At 46.3% G+C, this 13,709-nt stretch carries 12 protein-coding genes; 2 read left to right on the forward strand and 10 right to left on the reverse strand.

The window, feature by feature from the left end; genetic code table 11:
- Positions 1 to 79 precede the first annotated feature (79 nt).
- Positions 80 to 1,768 carry a dihydroxy-acid dehydratase gene (ilvD, locus tag ACQQ6X_RS00325; protein ID WP_063212043.1) on the forward strand — a complete coding sequence of 563 codons (1,689 nt, stop codon included), beginning with the start codon at positions 80 to 82 and terminating at the stop codon, positions 1,766 to 1,768.
- 86 nt (positions 1,769 to 1,854) lie between these two features.
- Here ilvD and ACQQ6X_RS00330 read toward each other — a convergent pair whose 3' ends face one another.
- Positions 1,855 to 3,300: a polysaccharide deacetylase family protein gene (locus ACQQ6X_RS00330; RefSeq protein WP_305167582.1), complete on the reverse strand. Its 1,446-nt coding sequence runs from the start codon at positions 3,298 to 3,300 to the stop codon at positions 1,855 to 1,857.
- Positions 3,301 to 3,479: 179 nt separating this feature from the next.
- Between ACQQ6X_RS00330 and ACQQ6X_RS00335 the strand changes: the two genes are divergently transcribed.
- A complete protein-coding gene (locus tag ACQQ6X_RS00335; protein ID WP_142613275.1) occupies positions 3,480 to 4,634 on the forward strand; it encodes an AI-2E family transporter in 1,155 nt (384 codons plus the stop codon).
- On the opposite strand, the gene ACQQ6X_RS00340 is transcribed toward ACQQ6X_RS00335, so the two are convergent.
- The 9 genes from ACQQ6X_RS00340 to ACQQ6X_RS00380 form a co-directional block, all read right to left on the reverse strand.
- Positions 4,622 to 6,397 carry a peptidoglycan D,D-transpeptidase FtsI family protein gene (locus ACQQ6X_RS00340; protein ID WP_305167583.1) on the reverse strand — a complete coding sequence of 592 codons (1,776 nt, stop codon included), beginning with the start codon at positions 6,395 to 6,397 and terminating at the stop codon, positions 4,622 to 4,624. The genes ACQQ6X_RS00335 and ACQQ6X_RS00340 overlap by 13 nt on opposite strands.
- Before the next feature lie 91 nt (positions 6,398 to 6,488).
- On the reverse strand, positions 6,489 to 8,738 hold the full coding sequence (locus ACQQ6X_RS00345) for a methyl-accepting chemotaxis protein (RefSeq protein WP_326399892.1): 2,250 nt from the start codon (positions 8,736 to 8,738) through the stop codon (positions 6,489 to 6,491).
- 223 nt (positions 8,739 to 8,961) lie between these two features.
- The gene (locus tag ACQQ6X_RS00350) at positions 8,962 to 10,293 is read right to left on the reverse strand and encodes a peptidase U32 family protein (protein WP_013372602.1); all 1,332 of its coding nucleotides are present in this window, start codon (positions 10,291 to 10,293) and stop codon (positions 8,962 to 8,964) included.
- Positions 10,294 to 10,326: 33 nt separating this feature from the next.
- Positions 10,327 to 11,256, reverse strand: a complete 930-nt coding sequence (locus tag ACQQ6X_RS00355) for a peptidase U32 family protein (RefSeq protein ID WP_305167584.1) — start codon at positions 11,254 to 11,256, stop codon at positions 10,327 to 10,329.
- A gap of 11 nt (positions 11,257 to 11,267) precedes the next feature.
- Positions 11,268 to 12,296 (reverse strand): endolytic transglycosylase MltG, encoded by a 1,029-nt coding sequence (gene mltG / locus ACQQ6X_RS00360; protein WP_305167635.1) that lies wholly within the window; start codon positions 12,294 to 12,296, stop codon positions 11,268 to 11,270.
- Positions 12,297 to 12,392: 96 nt separating this feature from the next.
- Complete coding sequence (locus ACQQ6X_RS00365; RefSeq protein WP_149033989.1) at positions 12,393 to 12,698, reverse strand: DUF1292 domain-containing protein; 306 nt, start codon at positions 12,696 to 12,698, stop codon at positions 12,393 to 12,395.
- Positions 12,695 to 12,997 (reverse strand): DUF1292 domain-containing protein, encoded by a 303-nt coding sequence (locus ACQQ6X_RS00370; protein ID WP_013311523.1) that lies wholly within the window; start codon positions 12,995 to 12,997, stop codon positions 12,695 to 12,697. The genes ACQQ6X_RS00365 and ACQQ6X_RS00370 overlap by 4 nt, the downstream gene beginning before the upstream one ends.
- Positions 12,998 to 13,010: 13 nt before the next feature.
- Entirely contained in the window at positions 13,011 to 13,427 is a 417-nt protein-coding gene (gene ruvX / locus ACQQ6X_RS00375) for a Holliday junction resolvase RuvX (RefSeq protein ID WP_063212034.1), read from the reverse strand.
- Between the two features lie 9 nt (positions 13,428 to 13,436).
- Positions 13,437 to 13,697: an IreB family regulatory phosphoprotein gene (locus ACQQ6X_RS00380; protein ID WP_007431624.1), complete on the reverse strand. Its 261-nt coding sequence runs from the start codon at positions 13,695 to 13,697 to the stop codon at positions 13,437 to 13,439.
- Positions 13,698 to 13,709: the final 12 nt, after the last annotated feature.

Raw genomic sequence — 13,709 nt, forward strand, 5'->3', positions numbered from 1 at the left:
CTCTTTAGAAAACATCTGCGCTACTACGGTGTTCATTGAACGCCATACCATTTTTATACTTTGGGGGGAAACCAGCATCATGACAGCTAAGACGAAAATGCGTTCCGATATGATTAAAAAAGGCTTTGACCGCGCTCCTCACCGCAGCTTGCTGCGCGCAGCGGGTGTCAAGGAAGAAGATTTCGACAAGCCGTTTATTGCGGTATGCAACTCGTATATTGACATCGTACCGGGCCACGTCCATTTGCAGGAATTTGGCAAAATTGTCAAGCAGGCCATTCGTGACGCAGGCGGTGTACCTTTCGAATTTAACACTATTGGTGTAGATGACGGCATTGCCATGGGACACATCGGTATGCGTTATTCTCTGCCAAGTCGCGAAATTATTGCAGACTCTCTGGAAACTGTCGTTTCCGCTCACTGGTTTGACGGCATGGTTTGTATTCCTAACTGCGATAAAATTACCCCTGGTATGATGATGGGGGCATTGCGTGTTAACATTCCAACTATTTTCGTCAGCGGCGGTCCTATGAAAGCTGGGAAAGACAAGAACGGACGCTCTATTTCCCTGACTTCAGTCTTCGAAGGCGTAGGCGCTTATCAGGCTGGTAAAATCGATGATCAAAGTTTGCTTGAGTTGGAACAATACGGCTGTCCAACTTGCGGCTCCTGTTCAGGAATGTTTACAGCGAACTCCATGAACTGTCTTGCAGAAGCATTGGGTCTGGCAATGCCGGGTAACGGCACCATCCTCGCAGTAGCAGAAGAACGCAAAGAATTTGTTAAACAATCTGCACGCCAATTGATGGAATTGATTAAGCTCGATCTTAAACCACGTGATATCGTGACCAAAGAAGCGATTGATAATGCATTTGCATTGGATATGGCAATGGGTGGTTCTACGAACACTGTATTGCATACATTGGCACTTGCCCATGAAGCTGAAGTTGACTACCCTATTGAACGCATCAATGAAGTTGCAAACCGTGTACCTCATTTGTCCAAATTGGCACCTGCTTCCGACTATCACATTGAGGATGTCCATAATGCAGGCGGCGTAAGCGCAGTGCTGAATGAACTATTGAAGAAACCTGGCGCATTGCATGGTGACTGTATTACTGTAACCGGAAAAACTCTTCGTGAAAACGTAGAGGGGCAGGAAATTCTCGACACTAACGTCATCCACAAATTGGACAACCCTTATTCCGAGCGCGGTGGTCTGGCTGTATTATTCGGAAACTTGGCACCAGAAGGCTCCATTATTAAAGTCGGTGCGGTTGATCCTTCTGTTGGCGGTTATCACAAAGGTCCTGCCATCTGCTTTGATTCACAGGATGATGCACTTGCTGGCATCGCTAACGGTAAAATCGTCGAAGGGCATGTTGTTGTTATTCGCTATGAAGGTCCTAAGGGCGGACCTGGTATGCCTGAAATGCTGGCGCCAACTTCACAAATCGTAGGCATGGGGCTTGGTGCCAAGGTAGGTCTGATTACAGACGGACGCTTCTCAGGTGCTTCCCGTGGTATCTCCATCGGTCATATTTCCCCCGAAGCAGCAGAAGGCGGACCGATCGCTTTTGTTGAGGACGGCGATATCATTGAGCTAGACCTGAACAATCGCAAGATTGAGCTTCACATTACGGACGAAGAATTTGAACGTCGTCGCGCCAACTGGAAAGGCTTCGAGCCAAAAGTGAAGACGGGCTATCTGGCGCGTTATTCCAAGCTGGTGACGAACGCAAGTAACGGCGGAATTATGAAAATCTAGATATTTTGCCAAGCTAGGATATTTTGATAAAACACTGAAAAGCCTCTCGACTCCTGACAAAGGTTCGAGAGGCTTTTATTATGAGGTCAATTGCCTGATCCTGTATCGGCTGTTTGTGAAGCCCGGATTGAAGTATGAACAGCGTCTTCTTCGGTCATTTCATTGTTGAGTGTACGAACTACATCCCTTTGATCTGTTGGATCAAAAGCATGATCTGCCTGATGTGAATCTCCTTGTTGGAAACGATCAAATAAGGTGTCAATGGGCATTATGATCAGCTTTGGTACCATAACCTCTTTTTTTTCAATCAATTGCTCCGAACCCGAAGGATGGATGATACGATATAACAGCTTTAAATATACAGTAGACATATGCTTAAACATTCCTTGAGGAATCTCTCGAATTTGAAAGCCTAATTTTTCAGGCCCTCGATGAATCATACTTACTGCATAGATCGCCTTGACACCCTTCATTCCAGAATCATGCACAACCCGTTGGGTAAGATCAGGTAGTTGTATTTTCACAATCCGAATCAATTGAATAGCTAGATGTACCATGGACTTTGCCGTCGATCCCAACCGAAACAACATTTTATTGTCAAAATGAAGCTCAATGATGGGGTCCCCTTTTTCCAGCCACCTACCGTTCTCCATATTTATATTGGGGCCATGATAGATACGGCGACGATAATAAAAGATTGTATTATCCTTGCTGACAGGACGAAGACGGAACAAGGCGTGAAATAGCCGCTCGTATTGCAGCCATCCGAATACCATCGTTTTTTTCATCCAATCCGTACTGGACAAGCTGGAGACAGTCGATTGATTGCCAGACTGGCGGCGAAGTAATGTATCCACGCGTACACTGCGTAATTGCCGTTCCTGGGCGACCATCAATAGCTTCTCTAGCGCAATTAGCATATTCCGTGGCGCTTCTGCATCTGCCCCCAACGTCGTACCACAGTCATGGAGTAACATGACCTCGCCACCCCTCAGCTTTTTGAGCATCCTTTCCGCTAGTTGTTTCGCTCCAACGCTGGCCTTCCAGTCACCAAACATGGAGGACCATAATACGATTCGACGACCATTGTTTTTGGAAATATCAAAAAAATTCACAATCCCCCAAGGTGGACGATAAAAGGTCGTCCCTTCGCCAGTTACTCGACGAATGACTGACTCCGTCTGGGCAATTTGTTTTCTAACCGTAACAGGCCGCATAAGCCAATTCGATTTGTGCACATAATTGTGAATACCGATCAGATGACCTTCATCATGTATGCGTTTCAGAAGCTCAGGATGTTTTTCGGCATTTATCCCTACAACAAAAAAAGTGGCCTTGGCATCAAAACGCTTGAGTAAATCAAGCAACTGCGATGTATAGACTGGATCAGGACCATCATCAAAAGTGAGTGCATATTCCCGTTCACTTTTGCCGCGCCGGAACACCCGGAAACCAAATATACGACTTACCAGCGCCGGAATAAAAGCATAAAAAGTTGAAATGTAAAACATCCATAACAGCAAAGTCTGCACGTTTTATCCCCACTTTTCTATTCTGAACTTCCAAGCAGGCTTCCTGAGGAAAACTCACTTACTTATATGTTATCACAATGACGTAAGCATGCCGAGATTTTGCTGTTGCATAGGATCAGGCACTAAGATCCAATTTAGTGTACAATAAATAAAAATCTTAAAGGAGTCGTTGTATACATATGCTTCCATTGTACAAAAAATATTGGCGTACTGTTTTTGATATCGGTCTGATCGTCTTAACCGTGTATTTAATTATGTTCGTCTCCAGCAAACTTTATCAGCTAGCCGCACCTGTTTTCCTTTCATTCGTCGTGTTTTGGTGCATTGAACCTGCTGCTCGTTATTTTCACCGCAAAGGCATGAAAAAGCCCTTTGCCTCCGCACTCTCCGTATTGCTGTTTATCATCTTATTACTGGCTATTTTTTTCGGATTGGGCCTGATCCTGGTGACCCAATTTACAAAAGTTGCGCAAAACCTCCCACATTATACCCAGATTATCCAAACAGAATTCACGCGGTTTCTTCATCTTTCTCAAGATAAAATCGCTGCATTACCTCCGGGTGTGACTGAACGTGTAAATGAGTATTTTGCGACTGCTACCACCATTGCTACAAAGTGGGCACAGCTAGGGTTATCTTTTTTCATACAATTCCTCAGCTCTTTCACTGTTTTTATGGGCAACTTCGCGGTTGCAATCATTTTAGCGTTCTTTTTGAGTATGGAAATTAATCTCTGGAAGGGGATTGCCCGCAGTAAAACTCCAAAGACACTAAAAACGGCGTACCTTTTTCTGAAAAATCACGTACTTAAAGCCATTTCCGCCTTTCTCAAGGCTCAAGCTTTACTGGTAGGAATTACCTTTATCCTCGTATTTATAGGTTTACTCATTTTGCAAGTGGATAATGCCCTATCGTTGGCGCTCGTAGCAGCTTTATTTGATATTCTGCCGTTGCTGGGTGTGCCTGTTATTTTTATTCCATGGGCCGTGTATTTGTTCATCACAGGCAACACTGGCTTGGCGGTAGGATTGCTTATTGTCATGGCTGTCACTGTGATTGTGCGCCAGCTGGCAGAACCTAAAATTACTGGTAATTCCATCGGCGTTTCGTCTGCCTATCTAATGCTTTCCTTTGCCATAATATCGTTATCCATCTTCGGACTGGCCGGATTAATTCTGTCCCCCATTCTGATCATCTTGCTCAAGGAATTGTGGCAACAAGGTTACCTGCAGCAATGGATTCGGTTTCCGATTGAAGAATTTGACGAGCCTCCGTTTATCGTCAAAATTCAGGAGGAAGAGCGTGCAGCTACTCGCGGAACTCAAGAGGATTGAGCTAGCAGATCCATGACTTGACCGAAAAGTGCTGTGGCTCGATTCGCAGCATGCGTAGAAGCATTTTGCACAAGAACGGCAACCGCATAACGGGGCCGCTCTATTGGACCGTAACCAATAAACCACTGGTGATTTATGGGGCGACCGTTTTTTAAAGCTTGAGCCGTACCTGATTTACCAGCCAGCCTCCATGATTTATTGCGCAAGGAGGCACCAGTCCCCTGTGCCACAACCTGTTCCATTGCTTCACGAAGTGTGCGAGCCGTGGATGTGTGAATCGAGCGGCCGCCTTTGGGTAAAGATGCAGCGTGAGCAGGTAGCTCCAGCAAGGTGCTTCCATCTGCGTAATTGATGCGTTTTACGATGCGCGGTGCACGTACTTGACCATCATGCAGCAAGGTAACCATGAGGTTGGCTGCTTGAAGAGGCGTCACCAGCACATCACGCTGACCGATAGCTGTCTGTACACGTACGCCCGGATCAGACGTATTCGTATGGGAGCCAAATATGGCTCCCTTTTCTTCGTGATCCAGCGGTCTGAATTGAGGTAGCCCTGCCAGGTTCCGGTCCTGCCATCCCACAGTTTGACTCAATCCCAGTGCAGAGGCTGCGGCCTGAATTTGCTCCGCGTTAAGCCGTTCGCCGAGATGAGCGAACACACTATTACAGGATACGGCAAGCCCTTCCTCCAGGTTCAGGGTTCCGTGTCCTTCTTTTTTCCAGCATGACAATCCATACTTGCCGTAGGCTCCATGACAATGAAATTGCTCCTGCGGTTGGACCACGCCTGATTCAAGTGCAGCCGCAGCTGTAACCAGCTTGAAAATGGAACCAGGCGTTACCGCTTTGAGAGCACGATTAGACCAGTCTGTTTGTTGCTGCGGATCCACATGCGCGGGATTATAAAAGGGGCGAGACACCATTGCCAGCACATCCGCATTACCTGCATCAAGCACAACCACTGCCCCTTCTGCTAAATGATTCGATTCTGTCAGCTTCTCAATCCGTTCCTGTAACGGGAGATCAATCGTAGTCTGCACCTGTAATGGATAGTGGCCATTGGATGGAGCAGTGACGCGAAGCGGCATATGAGTTAATGGACGACGTTGCGCATCTACAGACCGAGAGACGAATGTCTCGCCAACACCGCTCAGCAAAGGCTCCAGCGTTTTTTCCAGACCAGCTGCTCCAACCGGCAGTTCACCTACCCGTCCGCCACGTTCATACAGAAAACCAAGCCATTGTCTGCCATTGGGCAAGTCCGTATAACGTTGCGCATACGGTACAAGCTCTATGAGCGAAGGAGCCAACTTCAGCAGTCTGTCCGCTTCATTCGGATGGATTTGCACAGATTCTCCGCGCCCATCGCGCCATATAAGCGGGGATTGCAGTCCCTTCCAACGCGTCAGCAATTGCTCCTTGCTCGTATGCAGCAGCTTGGCCAGTTCTTGACCATGCACGGCTGCTTTACCGTCTACATCGGGAAAAAGCACTGGCGTCCATACGATCCCACCAGTTAAGGGTTGTCCATGTCGGTCCGTAAACTGTCCACGCCCAGAATCAATGGCGATTCCTTCCTGTCGCTGACGTGCTGACATTTCTTTAAGCGAATGCCCCCCGTAAAATGACAAATGAATGCCCGCTGTCGCCTGAATCCAAGCCAATCGGAAACATAAGATCAGCAGCAATACCATGATCCCCAAGGCTATGTATGCAATTCGACGTTGACGTACGAAACTGCTATGACGCCTGGACACATTCATCTTCCTTTCATCATTTTTCCAGTAGTATGTCCGGTGATGGAAAAAGAAAACCCACTCAACATGTAATGTCGAATGGGTTGTTTTGCAACACCTACACTGTAAATCTTGAAAGCTGTTCTTTCAAATTCACCGATACCCCTTCCAGCTTATCTGACAAGCCTACCAGCTGATTACCGATATTGGCTTGCTCAGTACTGAGAGAAGCGACTTCCTGCGAAGTAGCAGAGGATTGCTCAGCTACCGCGCTTACATTGGTCATGGCCTCGGACAAAGTAGTCTGCGATTCACTCAGATGATGAATGGAGGCGGTGACCGTGCCCAACCGAAGCGCGAACTCTCCCATTTGCTGCTGCACTGATTGGAAAATGTCCGTCGTATCTTGTACGGCTCCCATCTGCTCCCGGAACAGTGGGTACACTTGAGATAACGCTTGCACCGTTTCATTCATCTCATTAACGATGTTATTCGTAATACCTGTAGCCGTACGAATGGCTTGACGTGATTGTTCAGCTAACTGCCGCACCTCATTGGCTACCACCATAAAACCACGCCCGGCTGTTCCCGCTCGTGCTGCTTCAATGGTCGCATTCAGTGATAGAATGTTCGTTTGTTTAGCAATATCCTGTAATACGTCCAGCACCTTAAAGACATCGGAAGTTGTCTGCTTCAGTTCATCTACTTTGCGCACCAGAGCATGCGTAGTTTCTTCCGTAACCTTAGTCTTGCTTAATAGATTTTTCAGCTGAATTGTCCCTTTTTCACTGGATTGTTCAACTTCTTGTGCAACCAGACTCATTTCATAATTGGAAGTCATCACCGTATCCATTTGCTGCGATATATTCCCAGTAAGCTCGCTACCACGTTCGGCCTCTGTTGCCAAACTGGCGGCACCATGAGCAATCTCTTCTGTTGCAGCAGCAATTTCTTTAGCTGAAAGGGCTGTCTTCTTCGAGGCATCACTCAGTTCCGTTGCTGTATTCAGTACCTCCTGTGCTGACGCATTCGTCTGTTCTACCAGCAGTGTAATTTGCTCCATCATCGTATCAAAACTTTCAGACAACTGTCCAATCTCATCCTGTGCCTTATACTTCGTTCGGATTTGCAAGTTGCCTTTAGCGCCTTCAATCATTAAATCCTTTAGGTGTGTCAATGGGCGAGCCACAAGACGTACCATCCACAGACCAATGAACAATGCAATCAGTGCCGCTACTGCAGCAAATATCCAGGTTGTGGTAAGAATTCCCCTTGCGTCTCTCACCAGTTCAGATACAGGTATTACACCCACGAGAATCCACTTGGAAGTTCCCAGTGTATTATGAACCGTAAGCACACTTTGCTTTTTGCCATCTGCTTCCTGCTCCATAATTTGATTTCCTTCGATCCCTTCAAGCTTGGAAACGTAATCCAGCTTTGTCTTTCCCCCTGCCAAGCTCTCATTGTTAGAACCTACAAACTCACCCTTGTCTGTCACAAGGCTAATCATACTACCTGAGCCCAAATTGATCCCTTTCAACTCGTCCTCCACCGCACTGGCCTTTAAATCCATAACCAGAACATAAGTCCCTCCCAACCCGGACATACTGTTCATGGAGCGTGCCAGACGAAAGGTCTTGCTGCCGTTATCATTCACCTGCGTAGGTAGCCAAACCATTCCCTTGTTTTTTAAAATATCCTTAAACCACTCTTCCTGCCGTACATCCTTTTGTGTTCCGGTACCCATTGCAGCTAAACTGGTTTCTTCCGGGTACAAGTACAATGAATCAATCGCTTTATTTGTAAAAGCAATATTTGTTAATTTTTTGTTTACTTCGCCCATAGCAACAAAAGATGCAAAGGGATTTTTATCTTGCTTTACAGCCTTTTGTAGCTGATCACTTAATTCAGTATCGAAAAATACCTGTGTCGATGTGTCTTGAAAGCGCTCTAAAATAATATCAAGCTTTTCCGAAGTTTGCTGAACGGTTTGCTGATACGCGGTAGCTGCATTTTGTTCAATCGTACTTTTAGCTTTGTAGTACGAGAGCATCCCCAGGCTGACCACGAATAACATAATGGCTGCAAAAAAGATCAGAAACAGCTTCATTCCAACCGAACGGATCGGATTATAGTTTTTGACCAAATGCATAAAATCCTTACTGTATCTTTCAGGCTTAAGTAAACGCTTTAAATTGTATGTGCATTTACGTAAGGCCTTAGCTACCCAGGGAGTATCCTTCGAAGACATCACAACCGTCTCCTCCCCTTTATCCGTTGTTACTTTACTTCCTTTCAAGCTTTTCATTGGATCCGTTTTCTTAGATTGCCTGTTTGCTGTATTCCTCTCTTTTTTCCAAAAACCCATTCCTCTCACCTACCACCATATAATTAGTTTCTGGTTCCACGTCATCCTTTATGTATCTATTATCTATATAGTCTCTATCGGAACTATTCGACAAGGAATGTAGCTTTCCTTTGAGTACCCACTAAATTTTATGAAACTTTTTTCCTAGAAAACTATTCAAAAAAAAGCCTCTCCAACCGATAGGAGAGGCTTTTGAATCTTTTACCTGTGACTTAAGGCTTATTTACTTCTTTTTACGCATCATATCAAAATACGATACAGGCTGATCTACCTTCATTTTAATTCTTTGAAGCGGGTGACGTGCAGCATCTAATTCGTTGCCTTCCTCGTCCCAGATCGTTCCGACTGTCTGTTTGAAAAACGTTCCGTTCGGACCGAAAAATTCAATCTCATGCCCTGGTTTAAAATGGTTGCGTTGTTGAATCGTTGCGATGCCACTTGCGGCATCATAATCCATCACCAGTCCGGCAAAATCATAAGGGACTGCTTTTTCTTCCGGTTCATAAATATGGTCCTCATGATCCGGGGTATCATAGAAAAATCCTGTATTCAATGGACGATTGGCAGCCTTATTAATTTCTTCAATCCATTCTGGTTTGAGTACATAATTTTCCGGATCAGCCATATAGGAATCAATCGCTTGACGGTAGACATTCACGACCGTAGCCACATAGTGGATGGACTTCATACGTCCCTCTACTTTAAAGCTGTCTACACCCACATCAATCAGATCAGGGATATTCTCAATCATACACAAATCCTTAGACCCCATAGAAAAGGCATTATCACTCTCTTCAAACAATGGAAGCTGGTTAACGCCGAGCTGGAACTGTTTTAGTACATTGTTGTCCTGTGCCTCTTCCTCAGATATCCAAACCTCACCTGGGCGGGCATCTTCAAACAAATCATATTTCCAGCGGCAAGACTGACAACATCCACCGCGATTTGAATCCCGGTCTGTAAAGTGATTGGACAACACACAGCGGCCGGAGAATGAGGAGCACATCGCACCATGGACAAAAGCTTCAATTTCGATATCCACATGCTTTTTAATTTCTTCAATTTCTTCCAAGCTGGTTTCACGTCCAAGTACCACACGCGGCAGTCCCTCGTCTTTCCAGAACTTTACCGCTTGCCAATTCAGCGTGGACTGCTGTGTGCTCAAATGCACTTCCAATCCGGGAACTGCCCGCAATGCCACGGATACAATGGCTGGGTCAGCGACGATAACCGCATGAATTCCCACTTCGTACAGATTACGCAGGTATTCCTCGATTCCGGCAATATCTTCATTGTGAGCATAGATATTAGTCGCCACAAGCACTTTCGCACCGTACTTGTTGGCGAATTCTACACCTTCACGCATTTCTTCAAAGCTGAAATTATCGGCGTTAGAACGCAGACCGTATTTTTGCCCACCAATATATACAGCATCCGCGCCATAGTGAACGGCAAACTTCAGCTTTTCTAGATTTCCGGCAGGAGCCAACAGCTCCGGCTTATCCAAGCGATTTCGTTTACCTGTATATTTTCTCGTTTTGGTGATCGTTCCCATGACGTTCCCCCCTCTGTAAAATCATTTTTGTAATTAATAAACCTGCTCTTTGTAGAAAAATCCGAAGGAAAGTTCCCGTTCAGGGTCTTGCAGGCGGCGCACTTCATCCAGCCAGCTTTCATCATAAACATAAGCATCCGGGTCGGCTGTATAACTATCTATTGCTTTACGATAAGCACGGACAACTGCCTCATTGTAAGCGGTAGGTTTCAACAAGCCCTCGATTTTAAAGCTATGCACGCCCGCCTCCATCAAAATATGCAGGTCCTCCATAATACAAAAATCATCCGAACTCATAATATGTGTCCCGTTGATATCTTCATAAATCGGGAACTTCTCTTCCTGCCGCTCTGCTTCAATCAGAAACAAACCACGTCCTCTGCCGAGATCACCTTCTACCGTGCGCCCCTGGTGCAGCATATAGCTTTGAACAAGCTTACGCTTGGAGTGATAAATATTAGTCATTCCATGTACCTGAACCTGTGCTTCTATATTCAACTTTGGAATCATTTCCGTAATTTCATCCATACTGAGCTCACGAGCCAAGATGACACGTGATGCCCCTTTTTCGCCCCAATAGTTGGCGGTTGCGAAGTTGGTAGAAATCATCTCTCCGTTCCAGAAAAGTTTCAGATGAGGGGCATGCTCCTTCACCGCCATGAGCACTGCTGGATCGTTAAACTCAATAGCGTCTACGCCGCATTCAGCTATGGTCTGCACATACTCCGGAAGAAGTGGCAATAGCTCGTTCGTCATCAAATTCGTCATAGATACATATACCTGTGCCGCATGCTTCCGTGCTTCTTCCACAACCTCACGGATTTGGTCCGGTGTAAAATTTCCTGGCAACCGCATTCCAAAGCGGTCATCTCCTATCAGCAATGCAGTAGCTCCAGCCTCCAGCATATGGCGGGCATCCTCCGGAGAGCTGGCAGTTGCCAGCAGTTCGGGTTTGTAAGCCATAGGCTCACCTCCTAATTTGTCTTACGGTTACTTACCTGAATGTTATGCAAATGTTCTTTATACGTTTTGGCAAACAAATGTCCATGTGTTCCATCTTTTTTAGTCACATAAAATAAATAATCTGTAGCTTTCGGCTCTAGAGCCGCCACCACTGATTTCAGACTGGGACTTGCAATCGGTCCTGGTGGAAGTCCCTGATGCATATACGTATTATACGGACTTTCTACAGCCAAATCCTTGTAATACAGTCGTTCCTTTTGCTTGTCCAGCATATATTGAACTGTAGCATCAATTTCCAGCTTTTTATCCTGTTGAAGACGGTTATAAATAACGCCAGCTACGATAGGCCGCTCATCATCTACAACCACCTCGCGCTCTACCAGAGAAGCAACCGTCAGCAACTGATGCAGTGTTTCACCTCGTTGCTGCAGGTGAGCATCCAAGTCAGAAATAGTATCCAGACGTTTTTGCGTCTGCTCTAACATCGTCTGAATGATATCCTTGGTTGTGCTTCCTTTTTTCAGTTCATAGGTTTCCGGGAAAAGATAGCCTTCCAGCGCATAGCGAAGCCCCGCCTGCTTGGGTATGTCCCGCACTAGCGCGACGTCAAAAGCGGACGGATCGTTGGCTAGCTGCAAAAATTGCTGCCGGTCTGCCAGTCCTTCCTTTTGCAGCTTCTCAGCCATCTGTCTAATCGTAAAACCCTCCGGGATTGTAAAACGGATCATTTCCTCTTTGACTACGTCCCCAGCCGATAGCTTGGCAATCAGCTGATCAAAGGTTACGCCAGGCTTCGCCTCATATTTTCCAGCCTGAAATGCATTGCCTTGCTGTTTGAATTTTACATAAGCCTTAAACACAAGCGCGTTACGTATAAGTCCCTTTTGCTCCAGCGTATCTGCAATAGCCGATGTTCCCGTACCCCTTACCACCGTAAAAGCAACGGGTTGTTTTTTCGGCTGAACAGGCTGCATGGCATTCCATATATAGAGGATTGCACCTCCTGCTATACAAACAAGCAGTAGAAGCAACGTAAGCATCCTTGTCCTTCGCTTCACATCCACCCAACTCCTTCACAGCCAAAAAGGGCGGACTGGTCTCCGCCCTTTCAGGTTTGATCTCCTCGTTATCCAGACTTACAGCTCCTCCGGCAACGTACATTCGTCGTACAGCTCGGAAATATCTTCCCATTCATCGTCATCTTCAATGGTGGTGATGGAGATTTCGCCGTCTGTGGATGAGCTTACATGATATAATTCATGTTCGCCAGCAGCAGCACCAGGTCTACGCAATACGGCGTACCGTTGCTCGCCTACCTTGAACTCTGCTTCCAACTCCATGCGTATCGCATGCCCCTGTTCATCCTGCAACTCTACATCGCCGTCAAACGCTTCCTTCAAATCAGAGGTCCAACTCAGGTCTTTACGTGAATAGCTCGTCATTTCCCGTCTTCCTCTTCTTCTTCCTCTACAAATGTATTAAAGGTCTCTTCGACGATTTCCCATTCGGCATCGTCTTGGATCACAAACAATTTAATATCATCGCCTTCTTCTTCGTAGCGGAAGGCGTACACATCGGACTCATCAGCTTCAGGGTCCACTGGCGCAACCATCATGTACTTTGCTTCGGAACCATCTACCTCAAACTTCATAATGACCTCGAACTCTTCCTCGTTGCCCTCGTCATCGGCAATATAAATAATTTCCGGCTCTTCTTCCATACCCACTTGATTTTCAGCCATTACGAAATCCCCCTCACCTTGTACTGTGTGCGTCCAAATAATTTTGCAAGATCAGGCTTGCGGCCAGCTTATCTACCACCTGCTTGCGTTTTTTGCGGCTGACGTCGGCCTCCAGAAGCGCACGCTCTGCCGAACGCGTCGTCAGCCGTTCATCCCAAAGGTGAACGGGTAAACCCAGTAACTCCTTGAGCCGGTTCGCAAACTCAATGCAAATCTCACCGCGTGGACCCACGGTTCCGTTCATATTTTTCGGCAAGCCTACAACAACCTCACCAATTTCATGTTCACGAACCAAATTTGCAATTTTACCGAACTCGCTGTCGTCACCACGTCGTTCTATGACTTCCAATCCTTGGGCGGTCCAGCCGAAGGCATCACTTACGGCGATCCCAATTCGGCGATCCCCGTAATCCAATCCCATTACTTTCATGCCTGTCTCCTAACGGTGCTTGGCGAGATAGAAACGAACCAGCTCTTCAATCAATTCATCGCGTTCTTTTTTACGCACCAGGCTTCTGGCATTATTATGCCTTGGCACATAAGCCGGATCACCGGATAGCAAATACCCGACGATTTGATTGATTGGATTGTATTCCTTTTCTACCAACGCATCATATACGGTCAACAAAATCTCCTGAGCAGAAGCTTCCTTCTCATCCGCCTTGACATTAAATTTGACCGTTTTGTCCATGGAATCCATTGTTGACACCTC

It is taken from the genome of Paenibacillus ottowii, assembly GCF_050516475.1.
Taxonomy (GTDB): Bacteria; Bacillota; Bacilli; order Paenibacillales; family Paenibacillaceae; genus Paenibacillus; species Paenibacillus ottowii.

What these genes read in the sequence shown, in the direction of transcription:
- ACQQ6X_RS00340 (WP_305167583.1), bottom strand. Translation starts at nt 6,397, where the DNA reads ATGAATGTGTCCAGGCGTCATAGCAGTTTCGTACGTCAACGTCGAATT.
- ACQQ6X_RS00335 (WP_142613275.1), top strand. Translation starts at nt 3,480, where the DNA reads ATGCTTCCATTGTACAAAAAATATTGGCGTACTGTTTTTGATATCGGT.
- ACQQ6X_RS00350 (WP_013372602.1), bottom strand. Translation starts at nt 10,293, where the DNA reads ATGGGAACGATCACCAAAACGAGAAAATATACAGGTAAACGAAATCGC.
- ACQQ6X_RS00370 (WP_013311523.1), bottom strand. Translation starts at nt 12,997, where the DNA reads ATGGCTGAAAATCAAGTGGGTATGGAAGAAGAGCCGGAAATTATTTAT.
- ACQQ6X_RS00380 (WP_007431624.1), bottom strand. Translation starts at nt 13,697, where the DNA reads ATGGATTCCATGGACAAAACGGTCAAATTTAATGTCAAGGCGGATGAG.
- ACQQ6X_RS00365 (WP_149033989.1), bottom strand. Translation starts at nt 12,698, where the DNA reads ATGACGAGCTATTCACGTAAAGACCTGAGTTGGACCTCTGATTTGAAG.
- mltG (WP_305167635.1), bottom strand. Translation starts at nt 12,296, where the DNA reads ATGCTTACGTTGCTTCTACTGCTTGTTTGTATAGCAGGAGGTGCAATC.
- ACQQ6X_RS00345 (WP_326399892.1), bottom strand. Translation starts at nt 8,738, where the DNA reads ATGGGTTTTTGGAAAAAAGAGAGGAATACAGCAAACAGGCAATCTAAG.
- ruvX (WP_063212034.1), bottom strand. Translation starts at nt 13,427, where the DNA reads ATGAAAGTAATGGGATTGGATTACGGGGATCGCCGAATTGGGATCGCC.
- ACQQ6X_RS00355 (WP_305167584.1), bottom strand. Translation starts at nt 11,256, where the DNA reads ATGGCTTACAAACCCGAACTGCTGGCAACTGCCAGCTCTCCGGAGGAT.
- ilvD (WP_063212043.1), top strand. Translation starts at nt 80, where the DNA reads ATGACAGCTAAGACGAAAATGCGTTCCGATATGATTAAAAAAGGCTTT.